Below are 26,121 nucleotides of genomic sequence, written 5' to 3' on the forward strand. Positions count from 1 at the left end.
ATCAGATTAGCAATACTAATAAGGTCAGTTTCATGTTCACTTACGATATGTCCAAGGCGGGAGCAAATAGCCTCTACCATTACCTTTACCAATGCATCAAAAAAGATATCGTAAGCGGAAACGTCCTTGCCGAAGAGCAACTCCCTTCCAAACGCAACCTCGCGCAGAATCTCGGCATTAGCGTCGTGACCGTTGAAAACGCTTACGCCCAGCTTTTGGCCGAAGGCTACATTTACTCGCTCCCTAAAAAAGGCTTCTTTGTTGCAGACATCAACGCAACAGCGGAACCTTGTGTTCAACGCAAACGCAAGATGCCGCGTACCCGCAGGCTCCGCGCAGAACTCACCGACGAGTCAGAACATATCAACCCGAAATACATTGCCGACTTTGCAAGTAACGGTTCCGATATCGAGGCGTTCCCCTTTACCACTTGGGCAAAAATCACTCGCGAGGTCCTTTGCGAAAGGCAAAATGATTTGCTGCAAGTTTCTCCGGGAATGGGCTCGCTAGAACTTCGCCGAGCCATTGCCCGCATGCTCCGCGAATTCAGAAATATCCAGGTATCGCCCGAACAGATTGTCATTGGCGCCGGAACTGATTACCTTTATGGCTTGCTAGTACAATTGCTCGGATTTGACAAGTGCTATGGCGTAGAAGACCCGGGATGGAGTAAAATATCAAAACTGTACAGCCAATACGGCGTCAAGGTGTGTCATATTCCCATTGCGGCAGAAAGTTTCGTAGACTCCGTCAAGAAATCCGACGTCGATGTCGTACATATTTCGCCAGCGCACCATTTTCCGACCGGGATGGTGATGCCTGTCGGCGAACGCTATCGCCTGCTCAGTTGGGCTGCCGAATCTCCCAATCGCTACATCGTCGAAGATGACTATGACAGCGAATTCCGCATGACCGGAAAGCCCATCCCCGCATTACAGAACATTGATGTTACCGAAAAAGTGATTTACCTGAACACCTTTTCCAAAACGATGACTTCTGCGATTCGCCTCAGTTATATGGTGCTCCCGCCGCATCTTGCCGAGAAATTCCATAACAAACTTTCGTTCTATTCGTGTACGGTTTCGAATCTGGACCAGTATGTGATGGCAAAATTCATCGATCTCGGTTACTACGAGACGCACATCAACCGCATGCGCAACCTGTACCGTGCCAAGCGCGATATGCTTCTGTCGACTATCCACAAGAGCAAACTTTCAAATGTCGCCCGAATTTACGAAGAAGATGCCGGGCTCCACTTTATCTTGGAAGTGGACACGAAATGTTCCGATATTGAATTCTGCAACCATGCCCGATTTCGCGGGGTAAACATCCGCGCCCTTTCGGAGTATTATTTTGAGGCGAAGCCATCGCAGCACAAGTTTGTCGTGAACTACTCGTCGGTAGATAAAGCGAGCATGCAAAAAGCAGTGCAGATACTCGCGAGCCTGTGCAACTAAAAAGTTTTAATGTTTCAAATCGCAAGCAGCCTGTTCGTAGTCAAAGAGCTGCGTAATGGTCGGGTGTGTTCCGCAAACGGCGCAGTCGTCGTTATGACTCGGGAGCTTCACCTTGCGGAATTCCGCCGTGAGTGCGTTGTAGGTGAGTAGGTAGCCTGTCAATAAATTGCCTACGCCAAGAATATACTTGATTGCTTCCATTGCCTGCAAACTTCCGATTACGCCTGCGATTGCCCCAATCACGCCTGCCTCTTTGCAAGTCGGCACAGAACCTTTCGGGGGCGGTTCCTCGAAAATGCAGCGGTAGCAAGGCCCTTGCTCCGGCACGTATGTCATCAGCTGCCCTTGAAATCCGACAATGCCTGCATGAGAAAAAGGCTTCTTCGCCATGACGCAGGCATCATTAATCAAGAACTTCGTCGGAAAATTGTCGGTGCCGTCAACGATAAAATCGTAATCCTTAATGAGGTCGAGAATGTTTTCACTCGTTACGAAAGTATGGTAAGCGATTACATTCACGTCAGGATTCATCGCTTCCATGGTTTCTTTGGCAGATTGCACCTTGGGCTTACCCACATCTTGCGAGGCGTGTATTATCTGACGTTGTAAATTTGAAAGGTCAACCACATCGGCATCGGCAATGCCGATCGTGCCCACGCCGGCGGCGGCAAGATACATAGCCACAGGAGCGCCAAGGCCACCCGCACCAATGACGAGTACTTTCGCGTTCAAGAGCTTCTTTTGGCCCTTTACGCCGACATCTTTAAGAATAATGTGGCGCGAATACCGTTCCAGTTGTTCGTTGGTAAAAGCCATTTTTCTATTGGATTTTCGGCCTCATCACACGTACTTCGAGAGCGTCACGACATCTTCGCCGCTCCATGTGTAAAGCGCAAGCAACGGCTCGTCTTTTGTTTGCATGGAATGGACGTGGTTCGATGGGTGCAGAATAAATTCTCCGGGACCGCGAACTTTTGAAACGCCGTCTAATGTCCAAACGGCAAGGCCCGAAAGCACCACATAAAGTTCCGTGGCAGGGTGATAATGCGCCGGGTACAAGGTATTCTTTCCGAGAAGCGTAAACCCGAAACAAAAATGTTCGTCGTGATACGGCGCTTCGGGCCCGAGGATTTCTCCCCAGCCCATACGGTTTCCCAAATCAGGCATATCGGCGCGCGGCTCGTAATTATACTTCCACGGCAAAAAAGGGAGTGCGGGCTTTAGCGCTTTCAGCAAATTTGCAGTCTCTGAACTTCCATGTTTTGCGGAGTCTTCAATCCAGCGAATCAACGGAGAATCGCTTTTTTCGAAAGTCCCACTCGGGGCAGGGATTTCACGCGCTACAAACTTGGCTGCCTCTTGACCGATATCATCGTCAATTTGGGCGCGTTCATTCAGAATTCGCTTCGATTCTTCAATTAAACGGGCGATAAAATCTTGCATCAAAATACACTCGTTTTACTTCAAGCTTGATTTCAGTACGGCAACCGTGTGGCCAATCACTTCGCCCTTTAGGAATGCTTCGTAAGCTTCTTTAGCAGTAAGCTTCGAAGATTCCAGCGACTTTTCGATTTCGAAAGCGTTCTTGCCGGATTCCTTCACCGAAATATCGGCGAATGCTTTTTGCAAGTCGCTTGCGCGGTAGAATCGGAACGGCCCGAGCCCCGCCTTTTCTTGTGCGGCATAACCCGAAATCACGTCTTCGGGTTCCGCCTGCACCTTCCAGGAATACGTGAAGATTTCAGAAGAAAGGCCCGCCAATTCGCCGAGCTTGATAAACGCACTGAGCGGCACGCGGCCTCCGAGTGTCGAATAGACCGCACCCTTGTCGGCCAGGTAATCGCGGGCCTGCTTAAGCGCCAGATAATGCAAATCCAGCATCTGTTCGTGCACAAATTCCGGAATCACTTCGGCGCGCTTTTCCAGGTAATGACCGCTATTTCGTTTGTCTTCAATCTTGGTATTGTCTGTCAGCGGAACGTTGGGCAGGTTTTCATAAATCACATCGTAACGGCGTTCGCCATTTTCAAGAGGTTGCAGAAGGTCGCCCGCACCATATTCAAGTTTCACCGAATCGGCATCCTTCAAATTCTTCTTGATGTTTTCGGCAGCGGCATCTACCACACTTTTCTGCAAATCGGTAAAGCCCACGCGCTTCGCGCCCAAGAGTTCAACACCCGTCAAGACATCGATACCGGAACCTGTACCAATCGAAGCGAATGCATCCACATCGTGCCCTAGGTTTTCACGAATCAGCTTGAATGCAGGGGCGGCAATATAGGCTACCCAGTCGCTAGTAATATCTTCGGTTTTTGGCAAATAGGCGTGATCCGTTACCGCCACAGAAAGATAATCTTGAACACGCTTCGGCGCACTATTTAAAGACAGATACTTTTTAACATCGACTAAAATACTCATTATAGTTTACCTCACTTTTTTTGAGTGCAAATATAGATGTGGACTATAGCCGCGTCCAATACAAAATTTCTAGCGCTCGCTATCAATTTTTTGTATAAGTAAAAGGCCGTTTTTCGCTTGACAAAGTTTATGCATTTATGTAGATTTATGCATAAGAAATTTAAACCACGTTTTTTCAGCGCTTGGGAATGCTCAAAAATGCGACGTTCTTTTCGGTGCTGTTAACAAAAGGAGCCTTATACAATGGCACATTATCTCTTTACTTCTGAATCGGTGTCCAAGGGACACCCCGACAAAGTTTGCGACCAGATCTCGGATGCAATTCTCGACGCCTGCCTCGCCCAGGACCCGAACAGCCGCGTGGCTTGCGAAACGCTCGCCAACACCGGTCTCGTCGTGATTTCTGGCGAAATTACCACTAAAGCAGTTATCGATTACCAACAAATTGCCCGCAAGACTATTAAGAGCATTGGCTATGTGAACCCGGAACTCGCTTTTGATTATAAGGGTTGCTCCGTACTCGTTGCAGTCGATAAGCAGTCTCCCGATATCGCTCAGGGTGTTGACGCCAAGGCTGCCGAAGGCAAAGAAGATGACAAGCAGGGCGCAGGAGATCAGGGCATGATGTTCGGTTACGCCGTGAACGAAACCAAGGAATTGATGCCGCTTCCGATTAGCCTCGCCCACAAGCTCATGGAAGAAATCCAGAACCTCCGCGAATCCGGCAAAATCAAGTGGCTCCGCCCCGATGCAAAATCTCAGGTGACTGTCGAATACGACGAAAACGACAAGCCCGTGCGCGTCGATACCGTGGTGGTCAGCACCCAGCACGATGAATTCGTGAACGGCAAGGAACTCAAGCATTCTACCATCGAAAAGGAAATCATCGAAAAGCTCATCAAGAAGGTGATTCCGGCAAAGCTTTTGGACAAGAAGACTCGATTCCTCATCAATCCGACGGGTAAATTCGTGATTGGTGGCCCGCATGGTGACTGCGGCCTGACCGGTCGTAAAATTATCGTAGACACCTACGGTGGCATGGGCCGTCACGGTGGTGGCGCTTTCAGCGGCAAGGACCCTTCCAAGGTGGACCGCAGCGCTGCTTACGCAGCACGCTATGTAGCAAAGAATATTGTCGCCGCGGGCCTTGCAGACCGTTGCGAAGTGCAACTCGCTTACGCCATCGGTTATTCCAAGCCGGTGTCCGTGCTGGTGAATACGTTCAAGACGGGCAAGATTGATGACCGCAAGATTGAAGAAATCGTGAAGAAGACCTTCGACCTTTCTCCGGCAGGCATCGTGAAGATGCTCGATTTGAAGAAGCCCGGCTACCAGGCAACTGCCGCGCTCGGCCACTTCGGCCGCACCGGCGCTCGCTTCACTTGGGAAAAGACGGACAAGGCTGCAACTTTGAAGAAACTCGCCAAAGCATAAGCGAATTCTCTCTAGCAAAAAGATTAAGGCTCGTCAAACGACGAGCCTTTTTTTGTACACAAAATAAAAATGCCCTAGATTCTTCCACATAGTGGATAACTCCACTTTGCCACTAAAGTGTCTAGTGTCGTATATCGACTTCGGCGTTTCACGCCTTCGCTCAGAATGACACTTTCGCTTCGAATGATGTCCGCTCTATAAAAAACACCCTCGGCAACTAATGCTGCCGAGGGGTCCCTGCGCGGAGAGTAGTGCACAGGAATTTAGGGGTACAAATTATTACTTATGCCAGTCGACTTCGCGATAGATTTTTTCGGTGAATTCGTCGGCATTCAGCTGCAAGTATCCGACTTTATGCAGTAGGTCTGCAAAGTAGTGCAAGTCGGCTTTCAGGTTGCGGCCACTCTTTGCCTTTTGTTCAGGGGACTGGTATTCATACGACTTGATGAGTGCGGTTGCGAATTCCTTGTCTTCGATAGCGGAGTGCTTGCCTGCCTGCATGAGTTCCACGGTTTCTTCCGGGTGTTCGCTGATCCAGGTGTGAGCCTGTTCAAGAGCGCGGAGGAGAGCCTTGATCTTTTCCGGTTCCTTTTCCAGAAGGATGCCCGAAACATAATAGAAACAGCAATAGCGGCCTGCAAAAACAGGGTCCGTTGCCAAATCCATCAGCACATCGGCACGGCCATCAACAGCGGCGAGGCTTCCCAGCGGGTCCCAAAGTGAAACCGCTTCGACCTGTCCGCGTTCCAAGGCTTCGAGCGCCAAGTTGCCATCGGCATAGGGCAAGAATTGAACATCGTTTATGGCAGAGACTCCGTTTGCTTCAAGCCAAAGCGTGGCGGCCTGGTGCGGGGTTGCCCCAATGGCGTTCACGGCAATCTTTTTGCCCTTCAAATCCTGCGCGGAGCGAATCGGCGAGCCCTTCTTGACGAGCAAATGAATGCATCCGACGTGGAATCCTTCGACCACCTTGATGTTCACGCCATTTTCGACGGACTGGAAAAAGGCGAAGTCGGAGTTCGTAATCGGATAGGTTCCGTTGTTGAGCCCGATTTTGCGGGTTTCCGCATTCGCCGACACGAATTTCACATCGACACCTTCCTTGGCGAAGAAGCCTTTTTCTTTGGCGACAAAGAACGGCGCAATGCAAAGGGTTCCATCGGAAACGGGAATTTCGACAGAACCGTATTTAAAAGCGGGTTCATTGGTAGCGGCGTTTTTTTCAGTTTTTTCTTCTTCGCAGGCGATGAGTGCAAATCCCAAAGTAAATGCGGCTGCGAAAGACAGTAATGTTTGAATGAATTTCATTTAAAATCTCCTATGATTAATTTTTTTAGATCCTTCACTGCGTTCAGGATGACACGATGAGGATGTTTAATGCTTTGTTGTACTTGCCTTAATTGCCTGTTCGAAATCGGCGATAATGTCGCGCGGATCTTCGATACCGACGGATACGCGAATCATGTCGTCAGGAATTCCTGCGGCAAGTCTATCCTTCGGTGAAAGCTGAGAATGTGTACTTGTTGCCGGGTGCAGCACGCTTGTGCGAGCATCGCCCACATGCACCACCAAGGCAGCAACTTTCAAAGCCTTCACGAACGAGCGAATGGCAGCCTTGCCTCCCTTGAGGCCAAAGGTCAGCACGCCGCTTCCGCCCTGGTAATCGAAATACTTGCGAATGCGCTTGTTATTCGGGCTAGATTTGAGCGCCGGATAGTTGACCCAGTTTACCGCCGGATGCTTGGAGAGGTATTCCGCCAAGGCCAAGGCATTAGAACTGTGCTGCGGCATGCGCAAATGCAGAGTTTCAAGACCCAAGTTCAAAAGGAATGCGTTGAACGGGCTCTGGGCGGCACCGAAATCGCGCAAAAACTGGGCGCGGGCCTTGACAATGTAGGCGGCACGGCCGAATTTTTCGGTGTAAGAAGTGTTTGCGTACTGCGCATCGGGATTGACGAGATCCGGGAACTTTCCATTATTCCAGTTGTAATTGCCACCATCAATCACGACACCGCCCAAGGCAATGGCGTGGCCGTCAATGTACTTGGTCGCAGAGTGAATGACGACATTCGCCCCATGCTTCAAAGGCTTCACCAAGAACGGCGTTGCAAGCGTGTTATCCACAAGGAACGGCACGTCGAATTCCTTGGCAAGCTTCGAGAACTTTTCGAAATCCAGAACGCCAAGCGCCGGGTTACCAATCGTTTCGCCAAAGACCAATTTTGTATTCGGGCGGAAAGCCTTGCGAAGTTCTGCAATAGGGGCTTCCGGGTCAATAAAAGTCGTTTCAACGCCGAGCTTAGAAAGTCGAACATCAAGCAGCGTGTAGGTTCCGCCATACACCGCCTTAGAGGCTACGATATGATCACCTGCCTTGACCAAATTCGAAATAGCGAGCAATACGGCCGACTGTCCCGAAGCCGTTGCGACAGCGCCCACGCCGCCTTCCAACTCGGTAATTTTTGCTTCAAAAGCCGCTACCGTCGGGTTGCCCGTACGCGTATACTTATTGCCCGACTGCTTGAGGGCGAAAAGACGTTCTACTTCGTCAACGTCTTCGTACTTGTAGGTGGTTGACTGAAAAATCGGCAAAACGCGGGGCTCGCCCACTTTCGGCTTCCAGCCCGCCTGCAGACACTTGGTGCCGAAATTCCAATTTGCCGGATTCGTAACATCCGCTGAGATTTTACTTGACTTTTTCGATGTTTTAATTGACATGTGAATCACTCTCCTTATAAATTTCAATGCGAAAAATAGAAAGGGACTTACAGTTTTTCTAATACTTTGTTTTTATGCTGAATTATCAAAAATTTTTATAACGAAAATGCCCCCGACCGAGTCGAGGGCAACATCACTTAATATTGATTTATTTATAATCCGCCGTAATCAGATTCACCGTTCGGCAAGAGTCTCCCCTTGTGCATGGTGTAAATGCGGTCGCCATACTTGAAGCCGCGAGGATCATGGGTAGCCACAAGAACCGACGTTCCCGACTGCGCAAGTTCCCCCAAAAGGTCAAAGACAATCTTGGCATTAGTTTCGTCAAGGTTGCTGGTCGGTTCGTCAGCAATCACGATATCGGGATTGTTGACAAGAGCGCGCACAATCGAGGCTCGCTTGAGTTCGCCACCCGAAAGTTCTGCCGGCATTTCGTTCACCAAATGGGCAATGCCGAGGGTTTCGAGTTTTGAATGAATATTGATATCGACCAATTCCGAAATATCCCTCACCTCAATCTTATTGCCCTCGCGAATCGCCCGCGGCAAGAAGATATTTTCAAGCACGGTAAATTGCGGCAAGAAAACGGATTCTTGCGGAATGTAGCCAATTTTATCGTTACGAATCGCGGAAAGTTCGGCATCTGTCAAACTTGCAAAATCAACACCATTAAAAATGATAGAACCCTGCGAGGGGCGATTGATTCCCGAAAGCAGCGACAAAAGCGTACTTTTTCCGCTTCCCGATTCGCCATAGATTACCGAGAAATCACCGGACCAGGCAAAAAATTCCACATTATCGACTGCGTTAAATTCTTCGCCGCGACGGATATAGGTTTTATATAAATTAGATACGTTTAAAATCAATGTTCTACCTCCCTCAAAGCGGCGTAGGCATCAATCTTGCTCACCTTATTTGCCACACCATAAACAGCCAACGGCCCCACCGAATGCAAAAGCAAAACTACCACAGCGTAAACAGCCGCGATTTCGGCATTTCCCGGAACAATGAAGGGCACGTTCACATGTTCGCCAATCCAAATTTTAAAAGTGAAAAATGCCACGCTCGAAAGCAGCAAGCCAATGTACGTTCCTACCGCCGACACCAGCAGCGATTCGCCCAGCACAAGAGTCCTCAAACGCTTGCGGGCATAACCCACAATTCGCAAAAGCGCATATTCACGCCTGCGTTCGCGAGTCGAAAGTGAAAACGAAATCACAATCGCGGCAACCGCAATCACCAGGAAAAGAGACACAATCGACCACACCACAATCTGCAAGAAGTTCGCCGACTTTTCAAGACCCGAGAACAAATCCTTGCGGGTGCGAATTTGCACGCCGTCAAAGCGGGTATGAATTTCTCGAGAGAGGCGCTCGATATCAGCCCCTGCGCGCAATTTAATTAAAACGCTGGAATAAATCGGCGAATCCGAACCTTCGGATTTGACATCCTGATGCAAGAAAATCACGCCCTTGGCCTTAGCTGCCTCGCGGATATCGGCAAGCGTCGCCACATCTACAAAAACGGCCTGGTCTAACTTGTTGCCGACCGGTTCAAGACTCGCTGCCACAGGGTATTCATGGTCAAAGAACTTGACAGTCTTTTTCTCGCCCACGCTAATGTCACCGCCCACCACGATAGCACCCTTAGGGAGGTTATCCGTAAGGACTTCGTGAATCCAAGGCTGAATCACAAAATCAGAAGCCGGCTCGAAACCGATAATCATGACCTTCTGATCGCAGCAGCTAGAACTCAACGTGGTCAAAAAATACTGCGGTGTCGCAATTTCTACGCCGTCAAGGCCACGAATAAATTCCAGCGAGCCCTGCGGCAAATAGGTGTACTTGGAATCGCCCTGCAAAAGTACAGTCTGGTCATTGATTTCGCTCCCCTGGGGAATCACGATTACGTCGGCTCCCAAGCGAGACGAAAGGCGATTCAGACCCTTCGAAAGCGAAAACGACAAAAGTCCGCCCACCAAAAGTACCGAGGCGAGCAAAGCGATCAAAAGCGAAAGCCCAAAACTACGGAAAGGGTTTCGCAAGTAATTTTCAATAATCAAATTCAAATCAGTCTTGTTCATTTCGTCTCCTCAATTTCAAATAAATCAAATTCAGCGCCGCAAAAAGCGCAATCAGCACACCAAAAACAGCAAGCACCGGGCCCGTAATCACGTGACATGCCATTTGAGCGTGTTGGCATGTTCCGACAATTACCGTCGGCACAAGCGAAACAAAAACACCGAGCACAAGCGTTACTACAGAAAGAATGACATGCGCGTTCTTTTTAAGGAGCCCCGCAGCAACGACGGCATTTGCAAGCAAAGCAAGTCCTAAAAAAGCATCTACCGTCGTCGAAATTTCACAGCTCATGGTTCCGCCATCAATCGGATGACAAACAGGCAAAATCAACTTGGTAAGCACAATCAGCAATACGCCGAAAATAAGATTAGCAACAACAAATACTTTGTACTGTTTCATGGCACTCTCCTTAAAAATTTTCGGTGCATAAATTAAAAAGGTATACCGAAAATGTCCAATACTATATCACTATGATTTGTTATAGGTTTTTATTATAACACAGGCAAATTCAACAGCGCCGCGCTTATAGAAAAAATCAATAATTCAGCATAAGAATTAAGTATTGGACGCTATCAAAAACCACATCTATATTTGCTTTCAAAAAAATTAAGGAGAGTATAATGTCAAATCAATTTTCTTTTGATACGCTTAAGTTGCACGCAGGCTATAATCCTGCTGAACACAACCACGCCGTTTCGGTACCCATTTACCAGACAACTGCTTTTACGCTCGACACCGTAAAGCGTAGCGACGATCTGTTTTATTTCGACAGCGCCGAAGCACTTTATACACGACTTTCTAATCCGACAACGGATGTACTTGACGCGCGCCTTACGGCACTCCACCCGGGAGCAACCGGTGCTGTCACGCTTTCTTCGGGCATGGCAGCGGTTACGTATTCGCTTTTGAACGCCACAGCAGGCAAGGGCAGAATCCTTGCAACAGCTCGTTCTTACGGCGGATCTTTCGATAGTTTCGAACAAATCTTCGGAGAGACGGGCGTCAAGTATGACATTGTAGAAAACCCTGACGATCCGGCAAATTTCGAGGCACTCGTCAAAGAAGACACCAAGGTAATCTACATCGAATCGATCACCAACCCGAACGCCACCATCCTTGACATCGAAGCGATTGCAAACATCGCCCACAAGCACGGAATTCCGCTGATTGTCGACAACACGGTGGCAACCCCCTACTTGTTGAATCCGTTTGATTTCGGCGCCGACGTAGTCGTTTATTCGGCCACCAAGGGCCTTACGGGTCACGGCAACGTGATTGCCGGTGCCATTGTAGAAAACGGCAAGTTCAACTGGAAGAACGGAAAATTTCCGCAGTTCGATGGTCAGCCGCATTTCTTGGTGTCGCAACAGGGCGTTCCCCGCAGCTTTTACGATGTTTTCCCCGACACTCCCTTTACGGGCCGCATTCGCGCCATTCACCTGAATTATCTGGGCGGCGCAATTGCCCCGTTTAATTCTTACCTGGTGCTGCTTGGCATCGAAACTCTTTCGGAACGAATTTCGAAATCGGTGAAGTCCGCTGAAAAGATCGTGGAATTCCTGGAAAACCGCCCCGAAGTCGCTTGGGTCAACCACGCCCACGCCAAAAACAGCAAGTACAGGGCTCTCGCCGCCAAGTACCTCCCCAAGGGCGCCGGCGCAATCCTCAGCTTTGGCCTTAAAAAGAAAGACCGCGCCAGCATCATCAAGTTCCTAGAAGCCGTAAAGGTATTCAGCTTCCAGGCAAACATCGGTGATGCCCGTTCGCTCATTATCAACCCGTCGACAACGACCCACATCGAGCTCCCGGAACATGCTCAGGAATTGGCCGATATCCATACCGAAACCATCCGACTTTCGATTGGTCTTGAAGATGTAAACGATTTGATTGCCGACCTGGAACAGGCCTTCGCCGCAATCCAATAGCGCGAAGGCGTTCCGCCTATTTTCGATCCATAGTAAAACCTAAAAGGTGGCTGCATTTAGCAGTCACCTTTACTTTATGGCACAAAGAAATTTAAATGGCGGACCCAATCGGGTCCGCCATGATAGAATTGGAGATGATTATTTTACTAAACCGTCGGCATATTCGGTTATCGCCTTGTCGAGACGAGCAAAGATCTCTTCGATTTGGGCTTCGTTGATAATCAGCGGAGGAGCCACAATAATCGTGGAGCCGCCGCCCATCGTGAGAATGCCGTAATCGTTGCGGAGCTTCGTGATAAAGTTTCCGAGGAACGGTTCGCCAGCCGCATTCTTGCGGATAACATCCTTGTGATCCTTACTGTAACTGAATTCAATCGCGCCGAACAAGCCTACAGAACGAACGTCGCCTACAGAGGGGTGCTTTGCCTTGAGTTCCGCAAGCTTTTTCTTCAAAATGGGTTCCTGTTTTTTCACATTGCCCTTGACATCCAAGCGGAAATATTCTTCGATACAGGCAATCGCTGCCGCAACGCCCAGCGGATGCGCATTATAGGTAAGCCCTGCGGTAAAGGCATTTTCCTCATAATAATTCGCAATCTTTTCGCTAATGAGCACGCCGCCGAGCGGAGCGTAAGCGCTGTTCACACCCTTTGCAAAAGTAATCAGGTCCGGTTCCACGCCATCGGCCTGGCAGGCGAACCATTCACCCGTGCGCAAGAAGCCACTCATGACTTCGTCGCACACCATCAAAATTCCGTACTTGTCGCAGATTTCGCGGACACCCTTCAGGTATCCCTTGGGGTAAAGATAAACGCCATTAGAACCGGTGACCGATTCAATGAACACAGCCGCCACCGATTCCGGGCATTCCTGCTGAATCTGATATTCCAGGCGAGAAAGGAAATGCTTGGTCGCTTCTTCTTCGGTCTTGAACTTGATATCGTAACCGTAAAGGTGCGGAGCCGGATACTTGATGAATCCGGGAATCGTCGGGAACAGCGAAGCGCGTTCGCTTTCGCCCGTCAAGCTCGACGCACCGTAAGTGCTTCCGTGGTAAGATTCATACTTCGAGAAAATCTTGTCGCGGCCCGTAAACGCCTTCACAAAACGGATGGCAAATTCATTCGCTTCGGAGCCACCCAGCGTAAATAGCACCTTCTTGAAATTCTTCGGGGCAATCTTTTCGATCAAGAGTTCGCTGAGTTCGCCCGCTTCGGCAAAGGCATGACGCGGAGCAATGTAGGCCAAGCGTTCCACCTGTTTTTGCACCGCTTCAATAATGTGGCGGTTATTAAAGCCGATATTCACGTTCACCAGTTCCGACGCGATATCGATGTATTCCTTGCCTGCACCATCGTAAACGTAGATACCGTCGGCATGGTCTACAAAGAACGGCTTGTAATCTTTATGGGGGGCATTTGCGAAAGAAAACAGGTTATACTTTCGTGCCTTTTCATATGAGGCGGCATTTTCTCCCGCCACATAACTAACGTTATTTGACATAGTACTCTCCTTAATTTTGTGAACAAATATAGGTGCGATTTTAGTCGCTGTCCAATACATTGTTTTTAGCGCTCGTTATCAATTTTTCCGATAACAAATCCATCTAGACTAAATGACGTATTCCGGCGCCGTATTGGAACGAGCAAGATTAAAGCGTTCCAAAATATTGCGGCGTTTTTCCAGGAACTGCGCCGAGCCTCTTTCACGCGGGAAGCTGTCGCGAATTTCAAGCACTTCGCTAATGCGCCCCGGACGCGGCGTCATGATGACGATACGGTCAGACAAATAAAGCGCTTCGTCAATATCGTGGGTCACCAGAATCATGGTGGTGTTGCGTTCCTTGCGAAGCTCCAAAAGCAAGTTCTGAATGTCTGCACGGGTAAACGAATCCAGCGCCCCCATGGGTTCATCGAGCAACAAGATTTCAGGATCATTAATCAACGCACGCGCAATTGCCACGCGCTGCGCCATACCGCCACTAATCTGGTGCGGGAAATTCTTTTCGAATCCGCCAAGACCGATTTTTTCGATAAAATCGTGAACCTTATCCTTATTTTGCTTATAAACGCCACGAATCTTGAGACCCATCGCGATGTTATCTTCTACCGTGAGCCACGGGAAAAGGCAACCCTGCTGGAACACATAACCGCGCTTGGAATCTGGCCCATGCACCGGTTCACCATCAAGAATAATCTTGCCCTCTTGAACCGGGTCGAGCCCCGCAATCAAGCGCAAAAGCGTCGTCTTACCGCAACCCGATGCACCCAGAATCGAAATAAATTCGCCCTCAAAAACAGAAAGATTGATATCTTTCAAAATCTGTCGCGGTTCGCCCGTGCGTTCATCGATAAAAGAGCGGTTTACATCGCGAATCTTCAAGATTTTTTCTTTATCTAAAATATCCATCATCACGCCTCCTATCGCACAACGCCTTTCTGCCAGCGAAGCACATAACGCTGTACCACGCCAACCACCTTCAAAATCGCCGAGAACAGCACAGCCATCACGACAATCGCCGCAAACACCTTGTAATAAGCGCTCCAGACTTTTGAAGTGTTAATGTAGTAGCCAAGACCGCCCGGCTGCCCCATCATTTCGGCCATCACGAGCGTAGTAAAGCCAAACGCAGCCGCCGTCATAATGCCCGTAAAAATCTGCGGCATTGCATGGGGAATCGCAATATGGAAAATCTGGTACAGCTGCCCCGCGCCAAAAGTGCGCGAAAGTTCAAACAACGACTTCGGCGTACCCTGCACCCCGTCGGCCGTCATGGTCGCCACCGGGAACCAGGAGCAAATCGCAATCAAGAAAGTCGCCGCCGCAAACGAAGTCGGAAAAAGCGTCAGCGCAAAAGGCATCCACGCCACCGCAGGAATCACACCGCAAATGTTGAGCACCGGCAAAATCCAGTAACGAGCCCTCGGATACCAACCGATCAGTACCCCCGTCAACACGCCTGTCACTACACCCACCGAAAATCCGGCCACGAAAAGGCGCAACGAGTAAAGCGTATTCTGCCAAATGAATTTGGTATCGCCAATAAAGGCGTCCATAATAATCGCAGGCCCCGGAAAGAACGGCTGCGGCAAAAACAGCAACTTGGTTCCGAGAATATCCCATGCCGCAAGAGCCAAGCCAACCGCGAAACGGAACTTCGCGCCCGCGAAAAATTTTGCCACCTTATCTGCACTCGCCTTGCGGGCAAACAGCACCACCGTATAGACCGCGTAATAGGCAATAATGGCAAGCAAAACTAAGCGGTATGCCAAATTGTCGTCAACTCTAAACCCGCCAAAAACATATTCCTTGATTCGCACATTTTCGGCCACCTGCGGAAAAAGCAAGTTTACCAAGAAGGCAATCAGGAAACCTGAAATCGTCAAAACAATGTTCATTCAACTCTCCGTAAAATTTTTAAAAATGCGCCCTTGCGGGCGCTAAGCAACAAGGAATTTCGATTACTTGTTCAAATCGACTTCTTCGTACAGGTTCGCGACAAACTGGTCGGGATCCTGCGTGAGGTAGCCAATCTTCTTGAGCTGTTCGCTAAAGTAACGCAAGTCGCCCTTCACGTCGCGGCCAAGAGTCTTGCGCTGTTCCAGCGAAGTGTACACATAGCTCTTGATCAGTTCAACAGCCAGCGGCTTGTCTTCGATTTCGGAATACTTGCCTTCGGCAATAATGTCAACCGTTTCTTCGGGGTGTTCAGCAATCCAGGCTTCGGCCTTGTGAATCGCACGCAGGAGTGCTGCAATCTTTGCCGGTTCTTCCTTCAGAATCTTGGCAGACACATAAATGAAGCAGCAGTAGCGACCGTCAAACACCGGGTCCTTCGCCACATCCATAATCACGTCGGCCTTGCCCGACTTTTCGTAAGCAGAAGCGAGCGGATCCCAAATGGCAGCGGCATCAATCTGGCCCTGTTCCAAAGCTTCAAGCGCAAGGTTACCGTCGGCATAAGGCAAGAACTGCACCTGATTATCTTCGGGTTTGGTCGAAACGCCACCCAGCGAGAGCCAAAGGCTTGCAGCCTGATGCGGCGTGCCACCGATTTCATCGACAGCAATCTTCTTGCCCTTCAAATCAGCAGCAGTCTTGTAGGGCGAACCCTTCTTTACAAGCACCTTGATGCAACCGATGTGAATACCATCGACAATCTTAATGTCTACGCCGTTTTCAATTGCCTGGAAAAACTGGAAATCAGAATTCGTGAGCGCATAAGTGCCCTTGCTAAGGCCCAGCTTACGCGTTTCGCCATCAGCGGCAATCAACTTGGCATCAATTCCTTCTTCGGCAAAGAATCCCTTTTCCTTAGCCACGTAGAAAGGCGCACCGCACAAGGAACCGTCCAAAATCGGGAGTTCCAAAGTACCGAACTTGAACTGGGATTTTTCTGCCTGCGGAGCTTCCTGTTTTTCCGCTTTTTCGTTACCGCATGCTCCGGCCAACAGGGCAAAGCCAAATGCGAGCAGGGCGGTCAAATAAACTTTGTAGTTGTTCTTCATCGCAAATACCTCTTTCAAAAAAAAGCGCCCCTGAAAATGGACTTCGAATATTTCCAGGAGCGCCGAGTTGTACGGAGAGTACAAATTACTTGATATTTTCTCTCCAAGTTGCCGGCTTGAACAATTCCTTCAAGGGCAACAGACGCTTGTCAACGTCGACACCCAAGACAGAATTGAAGTTGTTCGTCGCCTGCATCTGAGCGCCAAAGCCCACGATAATGATGATCTGTTCGTCGGTATAGAACTTGCGGAGACCTTCGAAAAGTTCGTCCGGAACCTTTGTCGGATCCTTCACAATCTGCTGACCCAGCTGCTGCAAAAGTTTCTCGTTTTCCGAAGTTTCGAAGTTGTTCGGATCGAGACCCAGAGCCTTCAAGTCGCTAATGAAGAACAGCGAGCAGAGAAGGCAGCCGTTCGTCGTAGAAACCGAGTGGGCAAAAATCGTTGCCGCACGCAGACCCACTGTCTTTTCGAGGCTTTCCCAAGCATCGTACCAGCCCATGAATGCCTTGTAGATGCCGTAATCCTGGAGCATCACCAACTTCATGTTGGTCACCTTGCCAGCAGCTTCCAACTTTTCGTAAGCGGCCTTTGCTTCGCCAGTCAACTCATTCGGTTGTTTTAAATGTACTCTAGCCATTGTTTATACTCTCCTTGTGGTGCGTAAGCACCGATTTTTTGTTTTTGATTTTTGTTGAAATCTTTTTTTTGATGTGCTAAATATAGAAGCGTATTTGCGCGCTGTCCAATACTTAATTTTTATGCAGAGTTATCAAATTTTTTGATAGCTCACAGGCTTTCTACAAAGCGATTTTCAAGATATCCTTGATCGCCGCAGCATCAAGCGGAACATAGTGTCCAACCTTGCCGTTACGCGTTGCGCGTGCAGCCATCGCGTCAAAGTCCTTGTTGTCAATCTTGAGTTCTGCCAGGCTCGTTGCGAGGTGCAGCTTCTTGAAGAATGCTGCCAACTTTTCAGACAAAATGTAAGCGCGTTCCGTTTCGCTATAGTTAAACGAATCCACGCCGAAGACTCTGCTCGCAAGGAGCGCAAGCCTCCAAGGCTTTTTCTCGGCCATGTACTTGGTCCAGGCAACAGTCACCACAGCCATGCCTTCGCCGTGAGTGATGTTGTACTGTGCCGAAAGTTCATGTTCGATTCGGTGCGATCCCCAGTCCGCGCGACGACCCGCATCCAGGAATCCACCGTGGGCTACACTGGCGAGCCACTGGATTTCACCACGGGCATTGACATCCTTCTGATCTTTCAAGAGTTTGTCCGCATTCACGAGCAAAGCACGAATCGCGCCTTCAATCAGGTAATCAGTCGTGTCGGAATATTTTTCGTCCGAGAAATAGCGTTCCAGCAAGTGCGAAAGAACATCTGCAATTCCCACGAAAGTCTGGTACGCCGGCAGGCCTACCGTGTATTTCGGGTTCATAATGGCGAATTTCGGAATGATTCGGTCATCTTCAAAACCAAGTTTCCATTCACCGCTCGAAAGGATTGCCGCGTTCGAAGTCTCGGAACCGCTCGAAGCTGTCGTTGCAATCACGCCAATCGGCAAAACCTGCTTGGGCGAGATGCCTTTTTCAAAGAAATCCCACACGTCGCCATCGTACGGAATGCCAAGCGCCACCGCCTTCGCCGTATCAATGGAGCTTCCGCCACCCACGGCGAGCACAAAGTCCACCTGATTTTCCTTGCCCTGTTTCACAAGTTCGCGTACCAGGTCAATCGAAGGATTCGGCACCACGTTCCCGTTTTCGGAAAAACGAATCCCGAGTTCCTTGACAGCGTCCTTGATCACGTCATAAATGCCGAGCGCCTTGATAAAGTCTCCGCTGTAAACAAGCTGGAGCGACTTCACGCCGTACGCAGCCAAAAGCGACTTTAACTTCTGTTCACTATGTTCGCCAAAAACAATCTTTGCTGGATTATAATATTCGAAGTCAATCATGTAATACTCTCCGTTACCGCCTTAGGAGGCGGCCTTCAAAAAAAGAATCCAGTCCGACGAACGTTTCCTAATGGTGAAAACGCGCTCGGAACTGGAAACTCAATGCAAACTATTAGATAGCTGCGAAACCGTTTTCGAGGTCAGCGATAATGTCTTCGTAATGTTCCGTACCGATAGACACGCGGATCGTTGCCGGGGTAATTTCGGCGGCAGCCAGTTCTTCCGGAGAAAGTTCGGCGTGCGTGGTGGTGTACGGGTGAATCACGAGGCTCTTCACGTCGGCAACGTTTGCAAGCAGACTGAAGATCTTCAGGCTATCGATGAACTTGAAGGCTTCTTCCTGACCGCCCTTGATGTCGAAGGTGAAAATGGAACCGCCACCATTCGGGAAGTACTTCTGATAAAGCTTGTGGTCCGGATGATTCGGGAGGCTCGGGTGGCTCACGCGGGTAACCTTCGGATGCTTGGTGAGGAACTCGATAACCTTCTTGGTATTTTCCACATGGCGATCCAGGCGGAGAGAAAGCGTTTCGACACCCTGCAACAGGAGGAATGCGTTGAACGGAGAAATTGCAGCGCCTTCGTCGCGGAGGAGAATCGTGCGAACGTAGATCACGTAAGCAGCGGCGCCCGTTGCGGTGAAAGGAATACCGTAGCTCGGGTTCACTTCGGTGAACTGCGGGAACTTGCCGGATGCAGCCCAATCGAACTTGCCGCCGTCCACGATGATACCGCCGAGAGTCGTGCCGTGGCCACCGATAAACTTAGTAGCGGAATGCACCACAATGTCGGCACCGTGTTCAAGCGGGCGAATCAGGTACGGAGTACCGAAGGTGTTGTCGATGACCAGAGGAATCTTGTTCTTGTGGGCGATTTCGGAAATGGCTTCGATATCCGGGATGTCGGAATGCGGGTTGCCGAGCGTTTCGATAAAGATAAGCTTCGTGTTGTCCTTCACGGCAGCTTCGACAGCCTTCAGGTCGTGCGTATCAACGAAAGTCGTTTCGATACCGAAGTCGCGGAGCGTGTGCTGCAGCAGGTTGAAGGTACCGCCGTAAACCGTACGCTGTGCAACCACGTGGTCACCCTTGCGGGCGAGAGCCGTGATGGCGTAGGTAATGGCAGCTGCACCGGAAGCGACGGCGAGAGCGGCAACACCACCTTCGAGGGCAGCGATACGTTCTTCGAGCACGCCCTGCGTAGAGTTGTTGATACGGCCATAGACGTTACCGGCGTCCTTCAGGGCGAAACGGTCAGCGGCATGCTGAGCGCTATGGAACACGTAGGAAGTGGTCTGGTAGATGGGAACTGCGCGAGAATCGGTTGTGGGATCTGCATGTTCCTGGCCAACGTGAACCTGGAGAGTTTCAAAATGGAGCTTATTCTGTGTTGTCATGGTAAAAATTCCTTTTAGGTTGCAGCAAGCAACGGGGTTTTTCGCTGACCCTTGCTTACTAAAATTTTTTCTGGGGTGTCCTTTAGGCTTGTTTTTCTAACCTGCAAAGCCTTAAGGACGTAAGACTTTCGGCTAGTTCGTTTTCAGAATGCCTCTCGGCATTCGACAGTCACTTATCATAGGCGCTCCTTCGAATGCTTAGGGTTCACAAACCATTTTGTTTTCCCTATCAATCTTGTAGGCAATAAGATAGAATAAGATTTTCCCCCTGTCAAGCCATAAACGCATACTATTTAACTATTGTTTGCTATAGAATTTGACTATAACTCAATAAATACAGGCTTTTAAGCCTCTTTACTGATTATGTAGGGATTAAAATACCTCTAACCGCAAGGCCTGTTCAATCATAGCGGCCTTGGGGTATTCCTGAATATAGTCTTGAATGGTTTGCAAGTCAAGGCTTTGAACTTTCCGTCGAAAGTTCAGCAAAATTTCTTTGTAGTAGTCAAACGGCAAGCTGTTTTTATTTCGCAGAAGTTCCAGCAACATGCGTTCCTGATTGTACATCACGACCTTGACACCACCGTAATCCACTTCGATTGCACCGAGATGCAAAATATTGCTGTTTTCGAATCTTTGGACTACACGACAATCAGTGATTTTCTTTGCGCCCCGCCCAGTCACCAAATAACACTTGTCCGGAATGACATCAGTCAACCCGTAATGATAAAACGCAGAATTCATCGTGAATACGGCTTGGGGATACTTGGCCGCAACAATCGCGATGTCGGAGACATTCTTCTTGTCCGAATAAACGCCTTTTTCAATCTTATACAACGCGCCCTCGGCCACTGCCTTGGACAACAGATAATTCGACCCGAACCTTTCTACGCCTTGTCTATGCGTTAATACCATATTTCACTAATTGCATGTAATTTTGTGCTTTTTACATACTTTTAGTCAAATATAAACACTTATATCCGAAATGTCAAGTTTTACGAATCACCCCTTGTGGAAATGGGCGTTTCCCGCGCCACTGCGCGGGCCGGGCTATATTGCAAGGCCCCGCGTGCGCACAATCAGCACGTCCGCGTGGCTCTTGCAACGGCGCCTTGCAAGCAAGTCGCCGCCCCAAGGGGTCATTATCCCTAACGCAAATGACTTCGATCACCCCATTGTTTCTGAAAAGAATGCAATGTATTTTGCATCATTTCATAATCTTCATTAAAAAACGCAAGCGCATTTTTGATGATTACGCATTTGGTCTTCAAATCTGCATAAGCCTTTTTGCACAATTCTTCGTTAGTCAAGTCACAATCTCTTGCGAAATAATGGACAAGATAATTACGAGCATCAATAAATTTTTTGAATTTAGTCTTTGCTCGACGATATCGACCTTTCCACTCAATTTTATAATCTAGTTTAAAAACAAAAAGATGCTTCCTTTCCGCAGCCTCTATATCTTTGTCACTCCGAGGAGTATAAATCGCTTCTAGCATTTCTTGACCTATCGGGCCTAAAGACACCTTATTTCCTTTCTGCTGTTGTTCTACAACCCTCTTCAATTTACCTAGGAGTTCTTCAAGAGTTTTACCCGTCCAAATACCACCAATATGCTTATGCATCCAGCGAAGTCTAAGTTCAATAAAGTTGCACACATACAGCGCTCTACCCAACAATTCGAAAATCTGGGATTGGGTGGGGGCATTTGTTTTCGAAGTCTTTTTTGGCATTTTACAAACGGTTAATTAAATAGATATTTCAGGATTCATCCAACTGATAATTTCCTGTTCTAGCTTGACCTTATTATTTAGCATATATGTTGCAATATCAACATATTTTTCAAGTGCAATTAAAGACTCCGCCTTTTTGAAGTCATTTGATTCAAAAGGCTTGGCGTAATTCCGATATTTTTCCAAATTTTCAACATCCATACAATAGGGCTTAAAATCTATTCCCGTCTTTTTCCTAAGATTTTCAAGAATATAAAACCCGTCGGGATCAATGTCTCCAAAATGATAATACGAAACATTTTTATGTTGATTTTGGTCGAATATTTTCTTCAGCAATATCTGTTTGACACTGTTATGATAACCACTCAAATACAAGAAGAATACATTTGTTCCACGAACCCGATTAAAAGAGGTCAAGTTTTCGACTGTCATCACAGATTTGTTGAGAATGTCAATTTCATCAATGGCGCTAACTTCTGTTGAGGGCAAGGCCAATGCCTTATTTTGCGCAACGTTTATTATTCTACCATCTGCAAACTTTATTTTCGCATTTCCTTTGAAATAGATATAAGAGGGATTTTTATAAACGTTCAAATTTTCCAAAATCGTGTCATAAATTTCTTTGGTTTCCTCCAAACCATCTATGATTTCATGAAAACTCCCGCTTTCTTGAAGAATTTTGCAAACTTTCGTACGATAGATTTTTTCCCATTTCTTGGAATCATGGAGAACTTCGATAGAAAGTTCTCGCTCTAGTATTTCAGGATGATCAGAAAGGATGTAATCAAGCAAATTTATGATATTAGCCGATTCTTCCAAAGGGTATGCGGCCTTTTTATCCGCCTCGATACGACTGATTTGCGTTTTGCAGAAATCGACAATCACAGAATTCTTTGAGAGAAAACTTCTGAAAAAATCAAGCTCTTCTTGTTGTTGAAGTTTTCTTTCTTTTACACCCAGAATATTGCGCACTTTTGGCCAATAATCATCGGTCGAATTGGCTATAATTTTTACAATATGCCGGTCCCTGCTTTCTGTAGAAATCAGGTTTTCAGATTCAAGATTCTTTAACTCTTTTTCAAAATCCTCTATTAAATTTACATCTTCAAAATCATCGTTATATTTGGGATAAACATCTGTCGGCAATATGGAAAACGTCTGACGAACAGAATTTTCGCCTTTATAGGTTTTGCTAGACTCATACTTATGCAAAAGCTTTTCAAGAATCAGTTTTTGGCGACTATTTAAATTCATACTACAGCCTTTTTCAGCCCTTCTTCAGCAATGGTATATTTTCCATCAGAATACAGAGCAACCGTATTATCAATATGGCTGCCAATGCTATCTATTTTTTCAGGTGGAGCGGCATAGAATACCTGGAAGTGATTTTCCTCTAGGAATCGGACCATTTGTTCAATACGTTCCTTAGACAATGCGGAGAACGCTTCGTCTATAAAAGCCAATCGAGCGCAATTTTTATCCTTTGGATAGAATTGCATCAAACTGGCGGCAAGAATGATGAAATAAGGAGTTTGCTTTTCACCTCCACTTGCAGAGCCCTGTTTTTGGGAAAGATTCATTTCTTCACCAGTTTTACGACGAATACTCATATCGTAAACAAAATAATTTCTATAGTCAGAATATTCCATTTCGTCGGAACCCTGTTGCAGAATATCATCTAGAAATTTCTGCACATCCGCATGGAACTTTTCTTGAGAAACCTTTTGTGGGTTGAAAATATCAATGTTGATATAGCTTTCAAGATTGTTGCAAATATCAAAGAAAATCTTTCGATCAGGCCGTTCTTCCATTTTGAATTGGTAATAGTCAATACCAAAAGGAATTTTTTTCAATTCCCTATTGATGATATCGATTTCTTCTTTGGCTTTTTCAATATTTTCTTTTAATTCTGCGATAAAATCGTGGAGAAAAGCAATGCGAAGCTTTTTAGACGCTTCGTCCAGTTTATTCTTTGCCTCATCAAGTTTTGCATTAGCAATGTCAAGATATTCTTCTCGATAAAACGAGATAAAGGCAACACCACGTTCATTCAGATCCTTTCCAACTAACTTATTGTATTCAAGCTGGATATTCTCTAAAAACTTTTCTTTATCATTCAATTCAAAACCGGCATTTTTTACCGTCTTTTCTGCAATAACGAGTGCATTATTTTGCTGTTTCGTTAACTGATTATACAAATCAAGCATTTCCTGCTCAAGTTCAAAATTCGCATGCACTAATCCGTTATACTCATCCGTTCGACTTTCTATGCTTTGATTCAGATTTTGAATCGACGAATTATTTGTTTCTTGAGCGGTTTCGTTCTTTCCCAATTCTCTGTCAATCCGAGAAAAAGTTTGTTCGAGGGTTTTGACTTTTTCCTCCGCCATTTCAATTTCTTGAATGGCACGAAGCATTTCAGGGCTATTCTTCAAAATATCAATTTCATTGGTTATCTTTCCGAGTAATTCCTTTTGTTGTTGTATTTTTTCAATAGCTTCAAAATCGTATTCTTCGGGGGCCCATTCAATGTTGTCACACAATTGTAGCAAATCTCCCAACACATTTATGTGATCGATAAATTTTTGCAGTTCTTTTTCAGTTTGTTTCCAATTTTGCTGTTTCAACGCAAGCTGCATTTCAATTGCATTTTTACCCAAGTAAGGCACAACATCACTAACTTTCATCATTGTCGCCGCATAGCTTTTGGCCAACATGCCATCCACCATCAAACCGCCTTTAGGATGCTCATGAAGTTCCTCGATACTATTACAAAGATATATCCCATTCAGCAAATAATTCGCATATTTTCGTGCAGCCTTATTTTTTATTTCGAGAATTTCAGCTGCAGAATTTTTTTCAATCTCACTTTCTGGGATTTTATCCGACAAAACAACGTTAGCATTGATAAGATTCTTTTCTTTCAAAATCCTTAAGGCCAATCCGCAATATTTATCGTCAACAATTAAATAAAAACGTTTACGCCCAAGGAAAGTTTCTATGGCCTTACGCCAACTTTCGTCCTTGATTTCTTCCACTAGTTCTGCAAAAAAACGAACATCAGCGTTTATGGAGCGATTTTCAAACTCCGCCTGAATGATGTGTTTGGCATTTTCTGCATCATGTGGAAATATGATTTTCTTTGCTGATAATTTCTTAATATCACTTTCGATATCCGCAAGATTTTCTCTGCATTTGTCTCGTTTGTCTTCTAAACGAACTTTATCTGCGGCATATCGCGTGCGAACTATTTCGATTTGATTTCCGAATTCAATAAAACGGCTCTGCTTTTCAGAAGGAGCTACGCCCTTTTCGGCTAGATTTTTAAGCACTTTTTGAGACTCGTTTGAAATCTGAATCTCGTCTTCTGTTTGAAGAATTAATTGCGTTATGGCAATCTGAAGTTCTTTTAATTTTCCAATAGAAGTTTCGCATTTTTTGATTTCATCGTTACACTTATTCAATTCTTCATTTTTATCTTTTAGCGAATCACTAAGCGTCCTGTTGGATTCCTTAACTTTTGTAAAATTGTCACGAGCCGTTTCTAATTCTGGTTTGACCTTTTCTTGTTTTTTTTCTAAGTTTCTCTTTTCAAGTTTAAGCGTTTCGGAACGAATCATACGTTGTTCCAAATCCTGCTTGTCTTTTTGAAGGAACTGATAGGAATACATCATCTTACGAATTTCCATGTATTTCAGTTGTTTTTCGTAGGCAGATGTTGCTGCTTCAATTCTTTCCAAAAGTTCCTTACGCTTTTGGTTATTTTCAAGCATCAGAAGAGCTTCGTTATAATGATTTTTTTGTTCTCTCAAAGATTGCAAAGAATTTACATCATTCTGTACAAGTACGGAATCCTTCACAAATTTTTCCACATTCTTTTCAGGCTTAAAGGCCATCATCTTTAAAATCTTTTCGACGTATTTTTTCAAGTCGCCATCACTAACTCGAAGCCCTAATGCTCTTGCAATTGCCGGTTTTGCCTTTTCGCGAGGCATCATTTCCGAAGATTTTACTGGCGCACCCTTTCTAGTGAGGTTTTTCCCACTGACAATACTTAGTTTCCCATTCTCAATAGACCTAAAATTAAAATCCTCAATTTTTGCATTCTGAAAAATAAACCATTTAGGTTCTGGAGGATCTTGTACAGACCGAGATTCGATATTCACGCCAACAACAAAATCACCTTCTGTCGGGGAATTAAATTCCATTACAATATAACAGACAACAGCATCTTTTCGGAGGTATCGGTCGGTTCCATTTGACTTTCTGTCACCATGAATATAGGCATTTACCGTTCGTTCCTTATCGTCGGCAGCACGATTAAACTGCGTATTGGCGAATAGCAAATACGACATTGCGTCAAGTATTGTAGTTTTTCCAGTACCATTAACGCCTGTAAACAAGGTGGAACTACCCAACTCAATGCAAACGTTCTGAAAGCAAGACCAGTTTACCAGCAGAAGTTTCTTTGCTGTTTTGCGGAATTCCAT

22 protein-coding genes are annotated in these 26,121 nt (G+C 46.8%); 3 read left to right on the top strand and 19 right to left on the bottom strand.

What is annotated here, in order from left to right; translation table 11 throughout:
• Positions 1-32: 32 nt before the first annotated feature.
• Entirely contained in the window at positions 33-1,457 is a 1,425-nt protein-coding gene (pdxR, locus tag QOL41_RS03605; protein WP_283428685.1) for a MocR-like pyridoxine biosynthesis transcription factor PdxR, read from the top strand.
• A gap of 6 nt (positions 1,458-1,463) precedes the next feature.
• Here the strand turns inward: pdxR and thiF are convergent, their stop codons facing one another.
• The 3 genes from thiF to QOL41_RS03620 are packed head-to-tail and all read right to left on the bottom strand — an operon-like array spanning position 1,464 to position 3,875.
• Entirely contained in the window at positions 1,464-2,273 is an 810-nt protein-coding gene (gene thiF, locus QOL41_RS03610) for a thiazole biosynthesis adenylyltransferase ThiF (RefSeq protein ID WP_283428686.1), read from the bottom strand.
• 24 nt (positions 2,274-2,297) lie between these two features.
• Positions 2,298-2,900 (bottom strand): dimethylsulfonioproprionate lyase family protein, encoded by a 603-nt coding sequence (locus QOL41_RS03615; protein ID WP_283428687.1) that lies wholly within the window; start codon positions 2,898-2,900, stop codon positions 2,298-2,300.
• Positions 2,901-2,915: 15 nt separating this feature from the next.
• Positions 2,916-3,875, bottom strand: coding sequence for a 50S ribosomal protein L11 methyltransferase (locus QOL41_RS03620; protein ID WP_283428688.1), 960 nt, complete (start codon positions 3,873-3,875; stop codon positions 2,916-2,918).
• Positions 3,876-4,118: 243 nt separating this feature from the next.
• Between QOL41_RS03620 and metK the strand changes: the two genes are divergently transcribed.
• Positions 4,119-5,309 (top strand): methionine adenosyltransferase, encoded by a 1,191-nt coding sequence (gene metK, locus QOL41_RS03625; protein WP_088626771.1) that lies wholly within the window; start codon positions 4,119-4,121, stop codon positions 5,307-5,309.
• A gap of 279 nt (positions 5,310-5,588) precedes the next feature.
• On the opposite strand, the gene QOL41_RS03630 is transcribed toward metK, so the two are convergent.
• The 5 genes from QOL41_RS03630 to QOL41_RS03650 all read right to left on the bottom strand — a co-directional run bounded on the left by QOL41_RS03630 (position 5,589) and on the right by QOL41_RS03650 (position 10,507).
• Entirely contained in the window at positions 5,589-6,617 is a 1,029-nt protein-coding gene (locus tag QOL41_RS03630; RefSeq protein ID WP_283428689.1) for an ABC transporter substrate-binding protein, read from the bottom strand.
• A 66-nt stretch (positions 6,618-6,683) separates the two neighbouring features.
• Positions 6,684-8,027, bottom strand: a complete 1,344-nt coding sequence (locus QOL41_RS03635) for an O-acetylhomoserine aminocarboxypropyltransferase/cysteine synthase family protein (RefSeq protein WP_283428690.1) — start codon at positions 8,025-8,027, stop codon at positions 6,684-6,686.
• A gap of 152 nt (positions 8,028-8,179) precedes the next feature.
• Positions 8,180-8,893, bottom strand: a complete 714-nt coding sequence (locus QOL41_RS03640) for an ABC transporter ATP-binding protein (protein ID WP_283428691.1) — start codon at positions 8,891-8,893, stop codon at positions 8,180-8,182.
• Positions 8,890-10,110: an ABC transporter permease gene (locus QOL41_RS03645; RefSeq protein WP_283428692.1), complete on the bottom strand. Its 1,221-nt coding sequence runs from the start codon at positions 10,108-10,110 to the stop codon at positions 8,890-8,892. The genes QOL41_RS03640 and QOL41_RS03645 overlap by 4 nt, the downstream gene beginning before the upstream one ends.
• Entirely contained in the window at positions 10,097-10,507 is a 411-nt protein-coding gene (locus QOL41_RS03650; protein ID WP_283428693.1) for a DUF4418 family protein, read from the bottom strand. The genes QOL41_RS03645 and QOL41_RS03650 overlap by 14 nt, the downstream gene beginning before the upstream one ends.
• A gap of 221 nt (positions 10,508-10,728) precedes the next feature.
• Between QOL41_RS03650 and QOL41_RS03655 the strand changes: the two genes are divergently transcribed.
• Positions 10,729-12,033 (top strand): O-acetylhomoserine aminocarboxypropyltransferase/cysteine synthase family protein, encoded by a 1,305-nt coding sequence (locus QOL41_RS03655; RefSeq protein ID WP_283428694.1) that lies wholly within the window; start codon positions 10,729-10,731, stop codon positions 12,031-12,033.
• Between the two features lie 138 nt (positions 12,034-12,171).
• Here QOL41_RS03655 and QOL41_RS03660 read toward each other — a convergent pair whose 3' ends face one another.
• From QOL41_RS03660 to QOL41_RS03710, 11 genes are all read right to left on the bottom strand, one after another.
• Positions 12,172-13,536, bottom strand: coding sequence for an aminotransferase class III-fold pyridoxal phosphate-dependent enzyme (locus QOL41_RS03660; protein ID WP_283428695.1), 1,365 nt, complete (start codon positions 13,534-13,536; stop codon positions 12,172-12,174).
• 108 nt (positions 13,537-13,644) lie between these two features.
• On the bottom strand, positions 13,645-14,445 hold the full coding sequence (locus tag QOL41_RS03665; RefSeq protein ID WP_283428696.1) for an ABC transporter ATP-binding protein: 801 nt from the start codon (positions 14,443-14,445) through the stop codon (positions 13,645-13,647).
• An 8-nt stretch (positions 14,446-14,453) separates the two neighbouring features.
• Positions 14,454-15,431 carry an ABC transporter permease gene (locus QOL41_RS03670; protein WP_283428697.1) on the bottom strand — a complete coding sequence of 326 codons (978 nt, stop codon included), beginning with the start codon at positions 15,429-15,431 and terminating at the stop codon, positions 14,454-14,456.
• A gap of 63 nt (positions 15,432-15,494) precedes the next feature.
• The gene (locus QOL41_RS03675; RefSeq protein WP_283428698.1) at positions 15,495-16,541 is read right to left on the bottom strand and encodes an ABC transporter substrate-binding protein; all 1,047 of its coding nucleotides are present in this window, start codon (positions 16,539-16,541) and stop codon (positions 15,495-15,497) included.
• A gap of 85 nt (positions 16,542-16,626) precedes the next feature.
• Complete coding sequence (locus tag QOL41_RS03680; RefSeq protein WP_072801392.1) at positions 16,627-17,181, bottom strand: carboxymuconolactone decarboxylase family protein; 555 nt, start codon at positions 17,179-17,181, stop codon at positions 16,627-16,629.
• 160 nt (positions 17,182-17,341) lie between these two features.
• Positions 17,342-18,502, bottom strand: a complete 1,161-nt coding sequence (locus QOL41_RS03685) for an iron-containing alcohol dehydrogenase (protein ID WP_283428699.1) — start codon at positions 18,500-18,502, stop codon at positions 17,342-17,344.
• A gap of 112 nt (positions 18,503-18,614) precedes the next feature.
• On the bottom strand, positions 18,615-19,898 hold the full coding sequence (locus QOL41_RS03690; RefSeq protein ID WP_283428700.1) for an O-acetylhomoserine aminocarboxypropyltransferase/cysteine synthase family protein: 1,284 nt from the start codon (positions 19,896-19,898) through the stop codon (positions 18,615-18,617).
• Positions 19,899-20,270: 372 nt separating this feature from the next.
• On the bottom strand, positions 20,271-20,735 hold the full coding sequence (locus tag QOL41_RS03695) for a type IV toxin-antitoxin system AbiEi family antitoxin domain-containing protein (RefSeq protein WP_283428701.1): 465 nt from the start codon (positions 20,733-20,735) through the stop codon (positions 20,271-20,273).
• A 311-nt stretch (positions 20,736-21,046) separates the two neighbouring features.
• Positions 21,047-21,523, bottom strand: coding sequence for a hypothetical protein (locus tag QOL41_RS03700; protein WP_283428702.1), 477 nt, complete (start codon positions 21,521-21,523; stop codon positions 21,047-21,049).
• Between the two features lie 123 nt (positions 21,524-21,646).
• Complete coding sequence (locus QOL41_RS03705) at positions 21,647-22,885, bottom strand: Wadjet anti-phage system protein JetD domain-containing protein (RefSeq protein WP_283428703.1); 1,239 nt, start codon at positions 22,883-22,885, stop codon at positions 21,647-21,649.
• A complete protein-coding gene (locus QOL41_RS03710; RefSeq protein ID WP_283428704.1) occupies positions 22,882-26,121 on the bottom strand; it encodes an SbcC/MukB-like Walker B domain-containing protein in 3,240 nt (1,079 codons plus the stop codon). Before QOL41_RS03710 ends, QOL41_RS03705 begins: the two co-directional genes overlap by 4 nt.

This window comes from Fibrobacter sp. UWB10 (assembly GCF_900182935.1).
GTDB classification, from domain to species: domain Bacteria; phylum Fibrobacterota; class Fibrobacteria; order Fibrobacterales; family Fibrobacteraceae; genus Fibrobacter; species Fibrobacter succinogenes_O.

Bases quoted from the DNA above. Each gene is read 5' to 3' on its own strand.
- QOL41_RS03630 (WP_283428689.1), bottom strand. From the start codon at position 6,617: ATGAAATTCATTCAAACATTACTGTCTTTCGCAGCCGCATTTACTTTG.
- QOL41_RS03660 (WP_283428695.1), bottom strand. From the start codon at position 13,536: ATGTCAAATAACGTTAGTTATGTGGCGGGAGAAAATGCCGCCTCATAT.
- metK (WP_088626771.1), top strand. From the start codon at position 4,119: ATGGCACATTATCTCTTTACTTCTGAATCGGTGTCCAAGGGACACCCC.
- QOL41_RS03650 (WP_283428693.1), bottom strand. From the start codon at position 10,507: ATGAAACAGTACAAAGTATTTGTTGTTGCTAATCTTATTTTCGGCGTA.
- QOL41_RS03645 (WP_283428692.1), bottom strand. From the start codon at position 10,110: ATGAACAAGACTGATTTGAATTTGATTATTGAAAATTACTTGCGAAAC.
- QOL41_RS03710 (WP_283428704.1), bottom strand. From the start codon at position 26,121: ATGGAATTCCGCAAAACAGCAAAGAAACTTCTGCTGGTAAACTGGTCT.
- QOL41_RS03615 (WP_283428687.1), bottom strand. From the start codon at position 2,900: ATGCAAGATTTTATCGCCCGTTTAATTGAAGAATCGAAGCGAATTCTG.
- QOL41_RS03705 (WP_283428703.1), bottom strand. From the start codon at position 22,885: ATGAATTTAAATAGTCGCCAAAAACTGATTCTTGAAAAGCTTTTGCAT.
- QOL41_RS03665 (WP_283428696.1), bottom strand. From the start codon at position 14,445: ATGATGGATATTTTAGATAAAGAAAAAATCTTGAAGATTCGCGATGTA.
- QOL41_RS03620 (WP_283428688.1), bottom strand. From the start codon at position 3,875: ATGAGTATTTTAGTCGATGTTAAAAAGTATCTGTCTTTAAATAGTGCG.
- QOL41_RS03675 (WP_283428698.1), bottom strand. From the start codon at position 16,541: ATGAAGAACAACTACAAAGTTTATTTGACCGCCCTGCTCGCATTTGGC.
- QOL41_RS03685 (WP_283428699.1), bottom strand. From the start codon at position 18,502: ATGATTGACTTCGAATATTATAATCCAGCAAAGATTGTTTTTGGCGAA.
- QOL41_RS03635 (WP_283428690.1), bottom strand. From the start codon at position 8,027: ATGTCAATTAAAACATCGAAAAAGTCAAGTAAAATCTCAGCGGATGTT.
- QOL41_RS03670 (WP_283428697.1), bottom strand. From the start codon at position 15,431: ATGAACATTGTTTTGACGATTTCAGGTTTCCTGATTGCCTTCTTGGTA.
- thiF (WP_283428686.1), bottom strand. From the start codon at position 2,273: ATGGCTTTTACCAACGAACAACTGGAACGGTATTCGCGCCACATTATT.
- QOL41_RS03655 (WP_283428694.1), top strand. From the start codon at position 10,729: ATGTCAAATCAATTTTCTTTTGATACGCTTAAGTTGCACGCAGGCTAT.
- QOL41_RS03680 (WP_072801392.1), bottom strand. From the start codon at position 17,181: ATGGCTAGAGTACATTTAAAACAACCGAATGAGTTGACTGGCGAAGCA.
- QOL41_RS03690 (WP_283428700.1), bottom strand. From the start codon at position 19,898: ATGACAACACAGAATAAGCTCCATTTTGAAACTCTCCAGGTTCACGTT.
- QOL41_RS03700 (WP_283428702.1), bottom strand. From the start codon at position 21,523: ATGCATAAGCATATTGGTGGTATTTGGACGGGTAAAACTCTTGAAGAA.
- pdxR (WP_283428685.1), top strand. From the start codon at position 33: ATGTTCACTTACGATATGTCCAAGGCGGGAGCAAATAGCCTCTACCAT.